The organism is Microcoleus sp. w2-18bC1, assembly GCF_036700365.1.
GTDB lineage: Bacteria > Cyanobacteriota > Cyanobacteriia > Cyanobacteriales > Microcoleaceae > Microcoleus.
In genome coordinates, this window is record NZ_JAUBOS010000002.1 from 1 (window position 1) to 17,258 (window position 17,258).

18 protein-coding genes are annotated in these 17,258 nt (G+C 44.2%); 8 read left to right on the plus strand and 10 right to left on the minus strand.

Annotated features, from left to right (window positions below):
- Together QT979_RS02085 and QT979_RS02090 are read left to right on the plus strand one after the other, a co-directional pair.
- Window positions 1–939 (plus strand): GAF domain-containing sensor histidine kinase (locus QT979_RS02085; RefSeq protein ID WP_333213388.1); only part of this gene is annotated, 939 nt, incomplete at its 5' end.
- A gap of 170 nt (window positions 940–1,109) precedes the next feature.
- The gene (locus tag QT979_RS02090) at window positions 1,110–2,642 is read left to right on the plus strand and encodes an ATP-binding protein (RefSeq protein ID WP_333213387.1); all 1,533 of its coding nucleotides are present in this window, start codon (window positions 1,110–1,112) and stop codon (window positions 2,640–2,642) included.
- 728 nt (window positions 2,643–3,370) lie between these two features.
- On the opposite strand, the gene QT979_RS02100 is transcribed toward QT979_RS02090, so the two are convergent.
- On the minus strand, window positions 3,371–4,066 hold the full coding sequence (locus QT979_RS02100) for a hypothetical protein (RefSeq protein WP_333213386.1): 696 nt from the start codon (window positions 4,064–4,066) through the stop codon (window positions 3,371–3,373).
- Window positions 4,067–4,094: 28 nt separating this feature from the next.
- Window positions 4,095–5,483, minus strand: a complete 1,389-nt coding sequence (locus tag QT979_RS02105) for an ATP-binding protein (RefSeq protein ID WP_333307894.1) — start codon at window positions 5,481–5,483, stop codon at window positions 4,095–4,097.
- 121 nt (window positions 5,484–5,604) lie between these two features.
- On the opposite strand from QT979_RS02105, the gene QT979_RS02110 reads away from it, so the two are divergent.
- Window positions 5,605–5,772 (plus strand): hypothetical protein, encoded by a 168-nt coding sequence (locus tag QT979_RS02110; RefSeq protein WP_333307896.1) that lies wholly within the window; start codon window positions 5,605–5,607, stop codon window positions 5,770–5,772.
- Window positions 5,773–5,878: 106 nt separating this feature from the next.
- Window positions 5,879–6,202 (plus strand): DUF3155 domain-containing protein, encoded by a 324-nt coding sequence (locus QT979_RS02115; RefSeq protein WP_006635576.1) that lies wholly within the window; start codon window positions 5,879–5,881, stop codon window positions 6,200–6,202.
- Window positions 6,203–6,558: 356 nt separating this feature from the next.
- On the opposite strand, the gene QT979_RS02120 is transcribed toward QT979_RS02115, so the two are convergent.
- The 3 genes from QT979_RS02120 to QT979_RS02130 form a co-directional block, all read right to left on the minus strand.
- Complete coding sequence (locus QT979_RS02120) at window positions 6,559–7,101, minus strand: cofactor assembly of complex C subunit B (protein ID WP_333213382.1); 543 nt, start codon at window positions 7,099–7,101, stop codon at window positions 6,559–6,561.
- A gap of 319 nt (window positions 7,102–7,420) precedes the next feature.
- On the minus strand, window positions 7,421–7,813 hold the full coding sequence (locus QT979_RS02125; protein WP_333083597.1) for a PadR family transcriptional regulator: 393 nt from the start codon (window positions 7,811–7,813) through the stop codon (window positions 7,421–7,423).
- 344 nt (window positions 7,814–8,157) lie between these two features.
- The gene (locus tag QT979_RS02130) at window positions 8,158–8,361 is read right to left on the minus strand and encodes a DUF751 family protein (protein ID WP_333083642.1); all 204 of its coding nucleotides are present in this window, start codon (window positions 8,359–8,361) and stop codon (window positions 8,158–8,160) included.
- Between the two features lie 274 nt (window positions 8,362–8,635).
- Between QT979_RS02130 and QT979_RS02135 the strand changes: the two genes are divergently transcribed.
- Window positions 8,636–9,511: a DNA adenine methylase gene (locus QT979_RS02135; protein WP_333307899.1), complete on the plus strand. Its 876-nt coding sequence runs from the start codon at window positions 8,636–8,638 to the stop codon at window positions 9,509–9,511.
- An 88-nt stretch (window positions 9,512–9,599) separates the two neighbouring features.
- Here QT979_RS02135 and QT979_RS02140 read toward each other — a convergent pair whose 3' ends face one another.
- Both QT979_RS02140 and QT979_RS02145 read right to left on the minus strand, forming a co-directional pair.
- Window positions 9,600–10,082: a PD-(D/E)XK nuclease superfamily protein gene (locus QT979_RS02140; RefSeq protein ID WP_333213380.1), complete on the minus strand. Its 483-nt coding sequence runs from the start codon at window positions 10,080–10,082 to the stop codon at window positions 9,600–9,602.
- 27 nt (window positions 10,083–10,109) lie between these two features.
- Window positions 10,110–11,045, minus strand: a complete 936-nt coding sequence (locus QT979_RS02145) for a metallophosphoesterase (RefSeq protein WP_333213379.1) — start codon at window positions 11,043–11,045, stop codon at window positions 10,110–10,112.
- A 102-nt stretch (window positions 11,046–11,147) separates the two neighbouring features.
- Between QT979_RS02145 and QT979_RS02150 the strand changes: the two genes are divergently transcribed.
- Together QT979_RS02150 and QT979_RS02155 are read left to right on the plus strand one after the other, a co-directional pair.
- Window positions 11,148–12,179: a hypothetical protein gene (locus tag QT979_RS02150; protein ID WP_333307902.1), complete on the plus strand. Its 1,032-nt coding sequence runs from the start codon at window positions 11,148–11,150 to the stop codon at window positions 12,177–12,179.
- A 308-nt stretch (window positions 12,180–12,487) separates the two neighbouring features.
- Entirely contained in the window at window positions 12,488–13,189 is a 702-nt protein-coding gene (locus tag QT979_RS02155; RefSeq protein ID WP_333307903.1) for a Uma2 family endonuclease, read from the plus strand.
- Window positions 13,190–13,327: 138 nt separating this feature from the next.
- Here QT979_RS02155 and mrdA read toward each other — a convergent pair whose 3' ends face one another.
- Window positions 13,328–15,142, minus strand: coding sequence for a penicillin-binding protein 2 (mrdA, locus tag QT979_RS02160; protein WP_333213376.1), 1,815 nt, complete (start codon window positions 15,140–15,142; stop codon window positions 13,328–13,330).
- 214 nt (window positions 15,143–15,356) lie between these two features.
- On the opposite strand from mrdA, the gene QT979_RS02165 reads away from it, so the two are divergent.
- Complete coding sequence (locus QT979_RS02165) at window positions 15,357–15,716, plus strand: phage holin family protein (RefSeq protein ID WP_333213375.1); 360 nt, start codon at window positions 15,357–15,359, stop codon at window positions 15,714–15,716.
- A 319-nt stretch (window positions 15,717–16,035) separates the two neighbouring features.
- Here QT979_RS02165 and QT979_RS02170 read toward each other — a convergent pair whose 3' ends face one another.
- Window positions 16,036–16,710, minus strand: coding sequence for an N-acetylmannosamine-6-phosphate 2-epimerase (locus QT979_RS02170; RefSeq protein ID WP_333307905.1), 675 nt, complete (start codon window positions 16,708–16,710; stop codon window positions 16,036–16,038).
- Window positions 16,711–16,824: 114 nt separating this feature from the next.
- The gene (locus QT979_RS02175) at window positions 16,825–17,190 is read right to left on the minus strand and encodes a four helix bundle protein (protein ID WP_333307907.1); all 366 of its coding nucleotides are present in this window, start codon (window positions 17,188–17,190) and stop codon (window positions 16,825–16,827) included.
- Between the last annotated feature and the right edge of the window lie 68 nt (window positions 17,191–17,258).

Here is a 17,258-nt window from a genome sequence, read left to right on the forward strand (position 1 = left end):
GCTTTTACTACCGATCGGCTAGAATTGTTAAAACTTTTATCTGCCCAAATTGCTATTTCCATTGAGAATGCTCAACTTTACAAAAATTTACAGGAGTTTAATCAAAACTTAGAGCAATTAGTGAGCGATCGTACTCAACAATTATCGAACACCCTAGAGGCTTTAAAAGCCACCCAAACTCAGCTAGTCGAATCTGAAAAAATGGCATCTCTAGGAGGATTAGTTGCTGGTGTTGCCCATGAAATTAATACTCCCATCGGAGTGGGCGTCACTGTTGCTTCAGCTTTGGCAGAAAATACCACAGAATTTGCATCTATTTATAAAAGTGGCAAAATGAAGCGCTCGGATTTAGAAGAGTTTGTCGATATTGCTAGTCAAAGCAGTAAAGCACTTCTAATTAACCTAGATCGGGCGGCAGCCTTGATTCAAAGCTTTAAGCAAGTAGCAGTAGATCGCTCTAGCGAAGAACGACGTACTTTCCAGATCAGACCTTATCTTGATGAAATTTTATTACAATTAAAACCAAAGTTGAAAAATAGCCAACATTCGCTTAAAATTAAGGGAGATAGCAAAATTGCTATAGATTCTTATCCAGGAGCCTTGTCCCAAGTTGTGACAAACTTGCTAATCAATTCTCTGATTCATGCCTATGAACCAGGAATTTCTGGGGAAATAATCTTTGCTTGGGAACAAGAAGGTAATCGGCTAAGGTTTGAATACGCCGATGAAGGTAAAGGTATTCCCCCAGAAAACTTAAGTAAAATTTTTGAGCCATTCTTTACCACTAAGCGTGGTCAAGGTGGCAGTGGGTTAGGGTTACATATTGTCTACAATTTAGTCACCCAAAAACTCAAAGGTGAAATTGAGTGTCTAAGTGAGGTGGGAAGAGGCACCAAGTTTATTATTAAATTACCCATGCAAATTGATTCACCAATGTAGAGTTCCAATTCCGATTTCCTGACCAAGATAACTAAGTAAGTCCACCTCATTAAAAGTAAAGTAAGGATGACTGAAAAGGTTGCTGTGTAACTCTTCTCCCTTCTGCCTTTTTCTTAACAGGTTTTCTAACTTCAAACCTAAACATTAGTAAAAAATAAAGGTGTACAGCAATGAAAAGTGATTTTGACGATTTGTTAACTCAACCATCTCCAGAAACAGTATACTTTGCCGAAGTAATCGACTCGGATGACGAGATATTGTTTGCAGATGAAACCACAGAAGAAAAACTGAGTGAAAGCTGGAAAATTTTAGTTGTAGATGATGAGGCTCAAGTTCACACCGCTACCGAAATTTCACTCAGGAAGTTTGTCTTTGAGAATAAATCTTTAACCTTCATTAATGCTTACTCCGCTCGTGAAGCTAAACAGCTAATCCAAGAAAATCCTGATGTTGCCATCATTTTACTTGATGTAATTATGGAAACAGATGATGCTGGCTTAAACTTTGTTAAATATGTCCGCGAAGTCTTATGGAACCAGTTAGTGCGAATTATTTTACGCACGGGTCAACCCGGACAAGTACCTGAAAAAAGCATTATTATCAATTACGATATTAATGACTATAAAACTAAAACTGAATTAACGACATCAAAGCTATACACTACGATGCTAACAGCTTTGAGAAGTTTTTCTCTAAGTCATAAATTGCAGTCTGAAATAGAGCGACGCGAACAAGTAGAGAAAGCACTCCGTCTCAGTGAAGAAAAAGAGCACCAAAAATCTGTTGCCTTAGAGCATTTTGTCAAAGAACTCCAAGAAACACAACTCCAGCTAGTTCAAAGTGAAAAAATGTCTAGTCTCGGTCAATTAGTTGCAGGTGTCGCTCATGAAATCAATAATCCGGTTAACTTTATTTATGGCAATCTGTCCCACGCCAACGACTATATTAAAGAACTCATTAATATGTTGAATCTTTACCAAAAGTATTACCCGCAACCAGAAGCAGAAATTATCCATGAAATAGAAGATGCAGAGTTGCCATTTATCATAGATGATTTACCAAAATTGCTTTCTTCCATGCAGTTAGGGATCGAACGCATTCGCAATATTGTTCACTCTCTACGCAATTTTTCGCGGCTGGATGAAACTGAAATTAAATCAGTAGATATCCACGAAGGCATTAATAGCACTTTGCTGATCTTACAGCACCGACTAAAGGCTAAGTCGGATCGGCCTGCTATTAATGTGATAAAAGACTATGGTGTATTGCCACTTGTGAACTGTTATGCTGGTCAGCTCAATCAGGTGTTTATGAACCTTTTAGCGAATGCTATAGATGCTTTGGAAGAGCGGGTAAATAGAGAAGATGGTGCTGTTTTTCACCCCCAGATTTTGATTCGGACTGAAGTTGTACCCGGCAATTCGCATGACAACATTAGCTCGGCTTCCCACATCCTGGTAACAATTTCTGATAATGGTGTCGGCATGACAGAAACAGTTCGTGCTAAACTTTTCACTCCCTTTTTTACTACTAAACCCATAGGAAAAGGTACAGGCATGGGATTGTCCATCAGCCGAAAAATTCTGATAGAAAAACACTGCGGTCAATTGGAGTGTATTTCTACGCCAGAGCAGGGAACGCAGTTTATTATTGATCTGCCCACTATCTGTAGAGCCACTAAGATCGCTGTAGCGAATGCCTAGAAAACTTATCTGGCTGAATTGATTGATCATATAGCAATCCTTGCAGGAGTCGTAAACTTTTTACCCCACCCCAACCCTCCCCTTATCAAGGGGAGAGAGTAAGAAATTCACAAATGATTTAGGATTGCTATATATCGGTTTTCAGTTGCATGAGAATAGGGTAATTGCTAATTCCTCATTCATCGGAATTCTGACAGAATTTTTTCCCGCAGCAAGTCCCGCCTTTGCTGGGGTGGGGACTTGCTGCGGCTTTAGCCATATTCTTCTAACTTAATTGTGTTGGTTTGCAATATATTTTTTAACAATCTCTTCCGAGGCGTTATTAACTGTGCCGTAAAAATACAGCATATTCCATGTATATTTAGTACGCTGCATTCCGTAGAGAAGCAGAAAAATGAAAATTTATGCGATCGAGTTTCGTGAAAAAATAGTCAAAGCTGATGAACCCGGTGATACATCAATTAGGGCGGTGTTGAATTGTTGAGCGCGTAAATACAAGATTAACACATCTTGATAGCTCGTTTGACAGGAAAAACTTTTTGTTATTCTACATCAGATAACAAGTTGCTCAGACATTCCCTTCGGTTATTAATTCACTATCTAAAATTGGCTAATCTTCCGATGCCATATCAAAATCAAATAAATTATTTTGGTTCTATGCGATCGCCGGCGTTGCTTAGTTATACCCTAATTTATAAACGCCTTTTTTGGTAAAATAATTTAGGCGCTCAACGTTCTTCCCTCTGCTGTAAATGCCGCCCGATTTCTTGATGACATACGTGCCAAAAATACAGTGCTAAATTCAGAAGAGCTAATAATTTAGTGCCATCTTCTAACATCGCGTGTACTCCTAGACTTTGAGACTCAAAAATATCCTCAAACCGTGAGATAGCAAACAAGAGGAATGCTACGACTAATGGCAGGTAAGGAGTGGTTTTGATGTCTCGCCAAAACTTAACTCCGTAAAAAAAGACAGCACTACCATAACAGAAATAAATTAATTTGCTAGATATTCCCAACCCAGAAAGAATCAAAGTCATCCGAAACCGGTCATCTAGGAAAAAGACTCCGAGTAGTAAAGCACTAAAAAATAAGAACATCCCCGATCGACTCTGCGGCTCTTTTTGTTGGCGCAGCACTCCGAAAGTAAATGCACAAATTGCTACTGGGATGCACCAGAGGACTTCGGAAACTCCGGTGAGAATTCCTTCGTAAGGGAACCAGAAATTAAAAGGGTCGCTAAACAGGCGTTCAACTCCGTCTCCCTGGTTGTTGAGTTTTGCGTATACACTCAGCCCGCCCAAAATCAGAACAGTCAGAATGTTAAAAGCAGCTAAAAACCGTACACGAAAAAAGTGTTTTTTGAAAATTTCTAAAGAATTTGACAACTTAGGAATTTTATCGAATAAAGGTAGATGCTTCATAAAAAATGTCTCTAAGCAATAGAGTTCGTTACTTATTCACTGGTAGCCAAACCACAAATGTAGTGCCGCGATCGGTTGGATATAATAAATTAGTTTCTGCAGAGGGCAGCCATTCTGGATTGACTGGGGAAAATACTTCTATTTCTCCTTGCATTTGGCGGACTAAATCGCGGGCGATCGCCAAACCCAATCCTGTACCGGGAATTTCTGTCTGCGCTTTTTCTCCCCGGTAGTGCCGCTCAAATAAATGCTCTAAATCCTGGGGAGGAATGCCGGAACCTGTGTCGCTGACGGCAACTGCTATGGCAGGCAATTGGCTGTATCCTGCCCGATCGCCATCCGCTGCTTTGTACCGGACTTTAATATAAATTTGGCGGCCGGCGGGGGTATATTTCAAAGCATTGTCAATTAAATTGCTCAAAACTTCGCGCAAAGCTCGATCGTTCGCTGAGACTGGCGGCAAATTCGCCTCCATGTCGGCTACCAATTTCAGATTCCTTTCAGATGCGATCGCCTCGGCGGAAATTAACAGCGGTTTTAAGACTTCTGCCACAAAACAGGATTCCTCCAAATTGGCTGCAGGTGACAGCGACAGAGGAGAATGCCGGATTGATTCCACATTGGACATTGCTTTTTCTGAAGTGCCCGATCGCAGTTTGAGATGTGCTTCGCCGGTGTCAACGGTTCGATCGAACTGGCCGAGCAACTCTTGCAGCCGATCGCTCTCTCGGACAATACTAAAAGCCACATTGCGGTTTTTGTCTTCGGGTACCAACCGCCGCGCTAACAGCTTGCCAAAAGTTCGCAACGCTGTCAGCGGACTTTTGAACTGGTGCAGCAAATTGTGCATCGTGTCGTAAACCTGAGCCTGGATTTGCCGACTCGTACCCAATTCCTGCTGCATCCACTGCGAGCGCTGGTCTAAAATGCAGGCTAGGGCTAAGGTGCGAGCAATTTGTTGTATTTGAGCCTCTTCTCGCTCGTTCCAAGGCCTGTCTTGCCGACCGCTGACTAGGAGTCCCATTACAGCTCCCTCGTGTATCAGAGGCGTCACAATTTGCCTGCGCTGCTGCCACACATTCTCCGGGCCTTGGCACTGATGGGAACTGCGCTCATTACCCGGAAGCGGTTCGGGTGCGATCGCCCCTACCGTTGATTCTTCCACAGGCTCAACAGGCTGCGCCAGCAGTCGCGGTACCGGTTTCACTGTCGAGCTTTCGGAAGATTGCAACCTCAACCCCTGATTTTCTTCCGATTCGGCTGAGGTTTCTGGGTAAACTGCGATCGGCACCAACTTTGCTTCGCTGCCTTCTACCAACTCTTGTGTCAGGTATACCGCGCTGAATTTCGCTCCCAAACTAACGGCGATGGCTACCTGCGAGCGGCAAAGTTTGACAAATTCTGAACTGGCTGGCATTAACATGAGCGCCACATTAAGATATCTAACGGAATTCTAAGTAAATTACAAACGATCGGCGGCCGATTACTGATGAGAGACTTCTAGATTTCAGGTTTCTTCCCTTTGATAGAAGGCAGCTATGTTGAAGGCATGGGGCTTTCATGAACCCAGATTGCCCCGCATCGCCGTCCGCGGAGCTTCCACCGATCCCCAACCTTGGCTTTTGGCGGAATTTGGGCCAAACCATACCACAACCGCTACACTTTTGTCGATCGGCACGAATGTTAAGATTATGTCGATATATTAAAAACAGTTGAAATTTTGAGCTAGAACGGATATACTGGCCTCGGATTTGGTAGCTATCATTACAACCTGTCTGCTCATACTGTCTGCTCACAGAGGAGGTAAAGAAATTGGCCAGGAGACGCAAACGCAAGAGTCGCCGCCGACAAGAAGGACGCAGAATTTTAGAGTGTGTGCCTCAATATAGCATCGAGAGCGGCGAAGATAAACCCGTAACAGCGGCTCGCAAGTTCATCCATGCAGAAGGCATTGCTCCCCCAGCTTTGCTGTTAGTCAAGCGTAACGAGCATACCACTGACAGATACTTCTGGGCTGAAAAAGGTTTATTTGGAGCCCAATACGTAGAAGAGAACCATTTCTTGTTTCCCAGCTTAAAGGTGATGTTGGAAGCTACCACAGAAAAAATTCCTGTGGTGTCAGCCAGCCGCGCATAGCTCAAAATGTTTAGCTCAAAACATTGACAGCAATGTTTTTCTAAGTTTTTTAACAAAAGCGCGAGAGTTCTCATTGTCTGGAGAGTGCCAACTGAAATTTCTGCGAAAAGTCCTTAGAAACTAGGGTATAAGGAGCCATCGCAACAGGCGTGATCGCAGCCCAAGGGTGATCGCCACAATTGGCACTTTCACGATAATGGTTTTTTTTTGACTGTTTTGTCGATCGAATTTGTCGATCAAACAAGTGGATCAAAAAAACAGCCACGGGTTTATCAACGAAAGAGCCTCTCTTGAGTCATCAGTTTGTCAGCTCGAAGTCTAACTACGGCATCTAGCATATCAAAAAACGTTCCGCGTCAAACTTTATAATCGATCGGTTTCAAATCTAAAGCTTTTTGCATGGCTGCTAGTTCATCGCGGTGAGCTCTGACAGTAACAAAGCTCTTGGTTGGGCTTCCCGACTCAGCAACTGATTCGAGTTTGAGGGAGACTTGCTCAGAGCGTCCAGCTTTTTTCCAGTAAAATACCCCCGCCAGCGGGGACAGCAGTACCAAAGCTAGGAAAATTTGACCCTGCTGAGGAACTAGCATTCCCAAAACCAGTCCCAAGCACAGAGTGCCACCTGCACTCAGCAGAGTTAGAAAAATAGCTAGAAACCAACTCGGCCGCACAAAACCCTCAAACGTGACTTTATAGTTGGGGGCATCGACGGCTGCAACTCGGTAAGCTCTATCGGCAAAATACTGTTGTAAGTCGGTTAACAGTGACTCTTGGGCGCTCTCGGAAGCCAGCTTGACTTGTTCGATGCGATCTTTGACTGAAGCCTTGATGAAGAAAAACAAGCCTACGGCCAACAGCAGCGTCAGCACAAAGGTAGAGGGAAGAACAGCAGTATCCATTGGTAGAAGTTTGTGTAATTGAAATTATCTACTATTACTTTACAGAACTTTACATAAGAAAGCGATCGAGGACTTACGCAGACACTTTTTTATCAAAATTCGCAGAAAGCTTCTTCTGCAAAGCGTTTTGCTCTCCATCACCCAATAATTTCCATATCTCCCCATCATCCCTAATTCTTAAGTGACAATGCGTAAGTCCTGATGTAGTGTAGCTGCTTTAATCGCTGTGTGGCGATCGAGCAAAGCGAAGGCAATCGGGCAAATCGCTTTGCAAGTAGCGCCAGCATCTCCAGGGTTTAGGCATCCGATTCCAACTCGGCTAACCTGTGTGACCAGTTTCTAAGGCGCGGGAACGACGCTCTGACGAGCCGTTTCCCTGACCAATGTACTCATGCCAGAGACGAGCGAGGTCTTGAGCTTGGTGGCGCCACTCAGGGAGGATTTGATACATCCGGCGGGGGCGGCCGCGTCCTTCTACTTTTTTCCAGTAACCGGTGATTACGGCTTCATCTTCGAGGAATTTCAGAGCGCTGTAGAGAACGGTATCAGATAGTCGGTAGATGGGGAATTCCCTCTCTAGTTGGCCAATCAGTTCTGTACCGTAGGAATCTCCGCGCAATAACACGGAGAGAATGTAACACACAGCTAACTCCTTGTTTAGATAAACAGGAGGGGGGTCTTGAAAAAATTGATAGATATGTTCAAACTTCATCTGTCTTGTCCGCTGGAAACTCTCGTGATACCGTCAGGTTAACGGGAGAGGAAAGCGGGGCGGGGTGTGCCGCTTCCTAATGATTAAGTGGGACACCGGGGAAACAGAGGTGCAGTATTTCCCCAGTGAATGTTGATAGCCCCAAACGCTTGTCCTGCACTTCGGTAATGTGGGCCTGCGGCTTGGTTGAGCAGCGCTGACGTAACGCCGCTTACTAACTTCCTCTTCCAATCTATCGCAGCGACTATTGTCAAGTGTGCGATCGCCTGCAAGAATTGGCAGTTACTTTGGGAGTTAGTGTTTTAACTGAATTTGCCGTTGATGTTTGCGTTCAAGCGCAGGCTTTAAACCGAACTCAGGCCTAACATAGCCCGCAGTGTAAAAGTTAGAAAGACAAAAGTCGCTACAATCGAACTAATCAGGGCGATCGCACTTGTCGGTCGATCGAGCAGGGGTTTGAGTCGCTCGAACAGGAAAAAGAAAATTCCCAGACATATCGTAATGAAAAAGCGCGGGTAGCGAGAGACGTTATTAATAAAATCTTGCATTGGCTTGGTGGGGTAAAGTGTCACAGCACGATCTTTGACTGGTAACACTTGTGAGCGAGTTAGACAATTTTGGCACAGCCGGAGCTAAATCTGCCGATCGGGCGATCGGGCATTTTTGCCGGCCAGGCTGACATATATAATTCTAACGAAAACTTTTCGCCGATGGCTCCAGCACTGTCTGTTTAATGCCACGCGACCTCCGGTAAGAACTTCAGAAGTATGTCTATTGAGTTCTAGTTGTGATAAATATTATAGGGCCGTTATTTCTAGATAAATGTCTGCTGCCGCACCTTCTTTCGTCTTGCCACGTCCGTTTCTGAAATGGGCAGGAGGCAAAACTAGGTTGATTGGACAATATCAACCTTATTTTCCTGAAAAGTTCACAACTTACTACGAGCCTTTTTTGGGTGGCGGAGCTATATTTTTTTACTTAGCACAGCAGCACCCTGGTTTGCAAGCTGTTTTAACAGATATTAATCCTGAGTTGATTAATGCTTATCGCTGTGTCAGGGATAAAGTGGAGGAACTGATTCTACTTTTAGAGGAACATCAGTTAGAACATACCAAGGACAATAAAGATTATTATTACTCGGTGCGATCGCGCTCCTACAAAACAGATACAGAACAAGCAGCACGCCTGATTTACCTAAATAAAACTTGTTACAACGGCCTCTATAGAGAAAACTCAAAAGGTGAATTTAATGTTCCTATAGGTCGATACAAAAATCCTAACATTTGTCAAGCAGATTTACTGCGATCGGTCTCATCTTTACTCGCGCCCGCTCAAATTGAAGTCAGAAAATTCGATGAAGTTTTGGATTTTGCTACCAGTAGCGAAGACTTTGTTTATTTTGACCCGCCTTATTATCCAATCAGTGCCACCAGTAACTTCACGACTTACAGCCGGGATAATTTCAAAGAATCGGAACAGATTAAACTGAGAGATATTTTTGCAGAACTTGCAGAACGGGGGGTGAAAGTTATGCTGTCTAATTCAAACTGCGATTTTATCGAAAAAATCTACAGCGATACTCAACTTTTTCCAAATAAATCTCTGCCAAAGCTCCTTGAAATATCAGCATCTAGGGGAATTAATTCTAATAGTTTTAAGCGCGGAAAAATCACGGAATTATTAATACGTTCATTTTAAGTCTTACTTACGCAAAGTCTCTAATTAAGTATATTTCGTAGGATCAATACGTGGTTGCCCCACACGCGGGAAAGTCCCCTAACTCCTGTTACAGATATTTGTTAGCCCAGGTAATGAAACCTTCGAGCTTGTGGACTGCCAACAGATTTTGATTGTCAGGAATTTGTTTTTTAAACCAGTCGATCGAACCTTGCCTCATACCGTCCCCACCCACTATAACAATAGTAGGAACCCGATAACAATTTTTAATATTTAAATTTAGGTAAGGATACTTCTCGTCTACTGAACCTTTGTCTTCTTGCCACTTGCACTCAACAATTAGACCCCGAGGAAACAAACCGGAATCAACAATATAAAAATCGACATTTATTTCAGTTTCATAGATGCTAGACCCGATATAAACCTGTTTAGCATATCGCTTGGGATTTTCAGTAGAGCTTAAGAGCCACTCTCGCTTGCGCTTTTTCGGCAACTGGGGGCATATTTCGAGATATCCGTGGCCTCTCAACGTACCTTCTACAGTTGTTTCTAAAACAAAACCAGTTTTATTGGCTCTAAAACCCCTATTCATTTTGTTGGCTCCTGAATATAATCTGAATTAAGCCGATCGCACTTCGATCACTCCCCTGTCAAAAACCCCTTTGTCAGTACCGATAGAACTGACAAACATCCGGTCTTCATAGACATCAAACGTCGCAAAACTCAGGCGGCTAGCAGAATACTCCGTCCACTCAGAACGGCTCACCGGACGAGTACCCGCGCCGGCCCCACAAATTAAATAAGTCGTACCGTTAATCGAGCGAGTGCGTTCGTAACTGTGATCGTGTCCGTTGATATAAAGCTGCACGCCGTACTTTTGAAACAAAGGCGTCAAAGTCTTAATAAAAGATTGACTCACTCCGTACACCCCAGAGGAATAAATCGGGTGGTGGCCGAACACAACTTTCCAAGGTGCGGTGCTCTGACTCAACTCTTTTTCCAGCCAAACAAGCTGATTTTTCCAATCCGCATTGTGATTGGTATCTAAAGCAAAAAACTGTACGGAATCGCGGCGAAAAGTATAGTAGCGACCTTGCATATTAAAACCCGCATATTTAACTTGCGGATCCCCGTTAGCAGTGCGGATGTCGTGATTTCCCAGACAAGCATAAAATTTTACACCTTGCTGTAATAAGGGCTGATAAGGCCGCTCGAAAACAGCATTAATTTTTTCAATTTCGCCGTTATTGTAGATATTGTCGCCGGCAAGAACAGCAACATTAAAAGGGTTTTCCCGGTGATATTGCGCCATCGCCTCAGCCACAGCATACTGACCTTCTGCGCCGGTACCGGTGTCGGCTACCGAAATAAAGCGTAAAATAGGCGGTGAGGCCGGCAAAGGAACGATCGCCCTTTCTGCCTCAACGTTAGAAGGCAAAGCAGCGTTGGCGTCTGTATCCCAGGCAGTCCGAAGCTGAAACATTTTCCAGACTCCGGCAAAACCTAAGCTGCTGAGACTGCCTAAAATTAGAAAGTGACGGCGTTTGATGCTCATTTTGATTCGGTTACAACTAATAAAATGATAAATTAAGGTTGAGATGGCTCAACTAAAATTTATCGCGTTTAGATATATTTGCAACGCCCCAAGGCAGAGAAAATGTCAGAAGAACAGCTAAACCAGTCAACTCCAGAACCCTCTCAATCTCCGACACCGGAGGTTGATTCGGCCGCCAAGTCTGCCCCCACTGGCAGCAAAACTCAAAATGCCAGCAGCGCGGTTCCCAAAAATCAGAGAATCAAAACTTTGATTGCATCGATCGGGAATTTGGGAAAAAAAGGCAAAAAATTACCAGCCGAACCGCCGTTGCAGCAAGAAAAGCCGCTCGCACCCACCGCTTCAGACTCAGCAACAGCAACTCCTCCGGCTGTTGCTGTGGAAGTTAACAGCGTGCCACCAAAAGTTGCTGTAAAAGTTGAGCAAAAGCCTGTATCCCAACGCAAGGAAGGGAGTTTTTTAGAGAAAGTCGTTGTACTTTGGCAAAGTATTGTACGGCTAGTGCGATCGCTACTGCCACCATCTGCCAACGAGAAGCTGTCCGATCCAATTTTAAACGCCGCCATAGCAGCAACTCTTATCGTTGTAGTCGGTTTAACTTTCAACAGTTTCTCAGCAAAACCGCCGGAGAAAGTAGCAAAAGTGCCTCTCCCAGCAACGCAGCAGTCGCCGCAAACTTTTGGTGATTTTATGGCATCGGGAACGCCGAAATCGCCAGAGTCGATCGTACCATCTGAGCCAATCTCTACTAAATTCAAAAGCAAGTTGCCCGATTTAGTGGCGCCGGAAAAACCCCAACCAGTAGAACTTATCCCACCGCCACCGCTGACGCCCGAACAGTCTCTGATTGCTGCGATTCAAAATCAAGTTACTGACATTAAGAATCGACTGGGCGGCGGTTTAGTTGAGTCTGTTCAAGTTAATTTTTCCAGCAGCATTTTGACAGTAAAAGTCGCTGAAGATTGGTACAAACTCAGCGAAGTTGAGCAAAATCAACTCGCAACAAAGATGTGGAAGGAGGCTAACTCACTCGATTTCAGCAAGTTAGAAATTGCGAATATGGAAGGGAAGTTAATAGCTAGAAGTCCGGTTGTTGGTTCGGAAATGATTATTTTAGATAGAGGGATTAATTAGAATTTAAAGAGTCTGTATCTGTAGACTCTCAAACAGATGTTATATCATTTCCGGCTGCATCGGAATCATACCGAGGACACGGCTTTTGGAGTGTCCATACCCCATTAATTGTAGGGACAAGGCAGTGCCGTGTCCTCCGTTTATACAGCATATTCCATGTATATGTGATACACACAATATTACGAGATCCCGTGTAAGGTGCGTCGCCATCTATAATCTGCAAGTTTTATCCAAGATATCGCAGCGACGCACCCTACCAAACTTATTTACCGGACATTAAATTAATTAACTTTGAGGGAAATTGAAAAATGACAATTTTAACTCAAGTCGAACAACTAGAAATTGAATATCCCAGCAGCGACGGAGAGCCGATGGCTGAAAGCGACATCACGCGCGATTACATGACTTACAGCGTTGAAGCTGTCAAGCTTTACTTTCAAGAACGTTCTGATGTTTACGTGTCAGCTAATTCTTTCATTTATTATGAACAAGGGAACAACCAAGCGGTTGTTGCTCCGGATATTTATGTGGTGTTTGGAGTAGCTAACCGCAAAAGGGATAATTATAAAGTTTGGGAAGAAGGCGGAATTACTCCCGATTTTGTGTTAGAAATTACTTCGGAAACTACTCAGACGAAAGACCAACAAACGAAACCGGAAATTTATCGGGATTTGGGAGTTAGGGAATATTTTCAGTACCATCCGTCGGGAGATTATCTGAATCCAATTTTACAGGGAGTACGTTTAATAAACAATCAGTATGAGCCGATTGCAGCCAACAATATCGCTTTCGATACGCTGTGGTTGTTCAGTGAAGTGTTGGGACTGGAATTGCATCTAATTTCAGGAGAATTGAGGTTTAGAGTTCCTGAAACGGGTGAGTTTTTGAAGACTCATAAGGAAGAAAAACTGGGACGAATGGCCGCGGAGTCAACATTGCGCCAGCTCGTAACTCAACTCTTAAATTCTGGAATGAGTGTGGAACAGGTGGCGCCAATGATGAATTTATAGACCGTGGAAGTGAGACGATTGGTAGGGGAAAACTTTTGAACATCGATCGCACTTTTCCCAGATATCAAGAATAGTGCGATCGAAGTATTGGACAAAATGTCAACAGTCAACAGTCAACAGTCAACAGTGAAGTCATGACTAGAGAGGCTTATTAGTAGGTTTAAAACCCTGCTTTTGGAAATAGGTTCGGAATACCTCTTGAGCAATTGGTGCCGCCGATACAGAACCAAATCCGCCGCCTTCAACTATAACTGCGATCGCAACTTCCGGTTTGTCAGCAGGAGCAAAACCCACATACATAGAATTGTCAGGATGACCGGGCATTTCCACCGTCCCAGTTTTGCCCGCACTTAAAGGAATAGTACCATCATTCAAGCCGCGGCCTGTACCTTTTTTCACCACCTCAATCAATCCTTGTTTAATGACATTTAAAGTTGCCGGCTTAATACCTGTTGAAATTTTTTGAGTAACAGGCGTATTGGTTTGAGAAGCCAACAAATGTGGCTGCACTCGCCAACCACCGTTGGCAATAGTTGACACCATCACTGCCAATTCTAGCGGAGTACAAAGTACCAAACCTTGACCGATCGCCATTGTTACCGTATCGCCAACATACCAATCTTCCCCATACATTTTCTGTTTCTCTGCTGGTATCGGAACTTGACCGTGATTGGCGCCGTCTATCCCCAAAAGATCTAAATTAATAGTACCGCCAATGCCCATTTTTTTAGCCCATTTCGCCATTTCTTCCGGCCCTGCAGTCATACCTACTTGATAGAAAAACGTATTGCTGCTGTAGGCTAAAGCATCGCGGAAACCGATAACGCCGTAACCGGCACCGTGTTCGTTAAAGGAAATTCCGCCGATGTTAATTGAAGCAGAACTTACCAAAGTCGAGTCAGGAGAAAACTTGCCCGACTCCATCCCGGCTACAGAAGTTACAATCTTAAAAGTGCTGCCGACTGGATAGCCTTGAACTGCCCGATTTAAAAATGGCTTGTCTGGCCCTTGCAGCCGATCCCATTCTGTTTGAGTTACCTTGCGGGTGAAAATATTGGGATCAAATGTCGGCCAACTAGCCATTGTTAAAAGAGCGCCGGTTTTCACGTCGATCGCCACAACTGCACCAAGGCGATCGCCCAAAGCTTTTTCCGCAGTTTTCTGCATATCTAAATCTAAAGTTAGCTGTACCGGTTTGCCGGGGATAGGCTCTTTTACACCTAAATCTTGGATTTCCTCGCCCTTAGCATTTACCTCGATTAAACGGTTTCCCCAAACACCCTCTAAAGTTGAATTGGCTAATTTTTCAACTCCCATTTGACCCACGATCATTCCCATCGGATATGCAGGATTAGCTTTTAATTGATCTAAACTAGCTTCGCCGACGTATCCCAAAAGGTGAGCTGCTAACTGCTGGTTGGGATTGTCTCGGCTCGATTCTACGCGAATTTCAACTCCCCGCAAAGCATTACTTTGTTCTCCCAAAGCGACGAAAGTACCGACATCAATATCCTTACTAATTCGCACTGGCAGGGCTGATCTGTAGCCAGCTACATCGATTTTTTTGATAATTTCGGCCGCGGGAAGTTTGACGATCGGGCCCAGTGTAGCGGCGATCTCTTGCCACTCCTTGGCCGATCGTTCTTTTGGCCACACATATACTGATCGAGATACGCGGCTGGCCGCAAAAATTTTGCCGTTGCGGTCTAAAATTTGACCGCGAGTCGCTGGGACTGAAACAGGGCGAATGCGGTTATTTTCCGCCCGCTGTCGATTGTAGGCTCCCTGTACCAGTTGCAGTTCGGCTAGACGAAATATTGGTAGCGTCACCAACGTAGTGACGAGCAGCATAAAAATCATAACTTGGAGCGATCGGCTGCGTTGCCGTGAAGCATTGTCCAAGCCATTTTTGTCGAATCGGATTTTAGAGTTAAAAGAAAAATCGCCAGCCATATTAATTAATCTGCTCTTTTTATTCAACTAACAGGTTGATACGGTTCCCATCCGGATGATTTGGCAGAGGATACAGGGATTATAACTTCTAACTCTTTAGTAACAGACATAAATTCTATCGATTGGCAGATGAATCAGCCGGATTTGTTGACTAAGTTAGACATTAAATATCAGGTTTTTCTGACAATTCAACTGTTAAGGAGGTAGGTGCTCTGTGGAACCGATCGATTTTTTGATTGCTTGGCTCGTGACGGGCAGCAGCTTGCTGCTAATTTCTCAACTGCCGATCGGCGTAGAAATTGACAGCACACCGAAAGCAGTAATTTCCGCTGCGGTTTTGGGAATGTTGAATGTTTTAATTTTGCCAATTCTGAAAGCAGTTTTTTTCGTGCCGAACCTACTGACGCTGGGATTGCTTTCCGGCGCGTTTGCTTTTGTAATGAACGTGATTGTTTTTGCCTCGGCTGCGAAGTTAGTTGAAGGATTTAGTTTGCGGATGGGCCTTTGGAGCGCGGTACTGGGGGCGATCGCCTTGGCTGTAGTTAGCAGCTTTATCAACGGCGTACTGATTTAGTAACTTCCCCTGATAAAGGGCGATAGAAATCGCCCGATATTTCCCACCCTTAGCAGGCGCGTTTCCTGTGCCTACAAGCCATTTCTATCGCCGAATATTTCTTCTCCCTTCTTCCTTCAATCCGTTACATCCGTTACATCCGTTAAACAATCGGTTGCCGAACTTCCTTCAATCCGTTACATCCGTTACATCCGTTAAACAATCGGTTGCCGAACTTCCTTCAATCCGTTACATCCGTTACATCCGTTAAACAATCGGTTGCCTAACTTTTTTCAATCCGTTACATCCGTTACATCCGTTAAACAATCGGTTGCCGAACTTACTTCCCCATCAGCGACTTATAGGCCGTCACCTTAAGATCAATCCCAGTAATATCTGTCCCCACAACAACAGCAATCGCTCCTAAATCCAAGGCTTTTTTAGCCATTTCCGGCCCCGATATCCCGCCTTCGCAGATAACGGGAACCTTAAGCTTTTCTACCATTTCTGCAAGCAAATCAAATCCCGGCGGCGAAAAATTTTCCGTCTGGGCAGTGTAGCCAAAAAGAGTAGTTGCTACAGTATCTGCACCAGCTTCGGCGGCCGCGATCGCAGCTTCTATTGTATCTACATCCGCCATCACTAATTTACCCAATTCACTGTGAATTCGCCCGATTAATGTCTTTAACTCTTCGCCAGCAGGACGGTTTCTCAGAGTAGCATCAACGGCGATAATATCGGCTCCACAAGCCGCGATCGCCCCCGCGTCTTCAAACCGAGGAGTAATGTAAATCTCGCATCCCGGCAATTGCTGCTTCCAAATCCCAATTATGGGAGCGGATATCTGTTTTCGCACCGCTGCAATGTGAGCCGGAGTGTCAATCCGCACGCCCGACGCACCTCTATTGATGGCGGTTCGAGCCATTGCCGCAATTACGATCGGATCGTGCAGCGGCGAATCAGCAGGTGCTTGACAAGAAACAATTAATCCTGTAGGAATTTGACAATTAATCATGGGGAATTGCGGATGGGGCATGGGGCATGGGGCATGGGGCATGGGGAATTGGGCATGGGGCATGGGGAATTGGGCATGGGGCATGGGGCATGGAGCATGGGGCTTTTTTGTAATTTATTCCCTGTGCCCTATTGAAATCAAATAAGCGTTAAGTTTTGGTAGTAATTTATCGACAATTGGTTTAAATTTGCTTACTTCTTCGCTTGTGATAAGTTGTCTAGCGTAGGCTAATCTTAACCAGTTTACTGTTTCGTACAAAGAGCCTCTCGCAATTTTTACAAAACGCCGATTATCTTGGTCATTATAACGACCTCTTCCTTCAGCAATATTAGCACAGACACTATCAGCAGACGGAACGATCTGTTTACCCATCGTATCTTTTGTGAAGTAATCCCATTTTTTAACAATTTCCCAAATCTGATTCGCCAAACTTTCCGCCAACTTATAAACCTCTAATTCCTCAAAATCAGGTCTTCCCATAATTGCCTCAAAAACTGAATTATATTAAATGACCAATGCCCCATGCCCCATGCCCCATGCCCCATGCC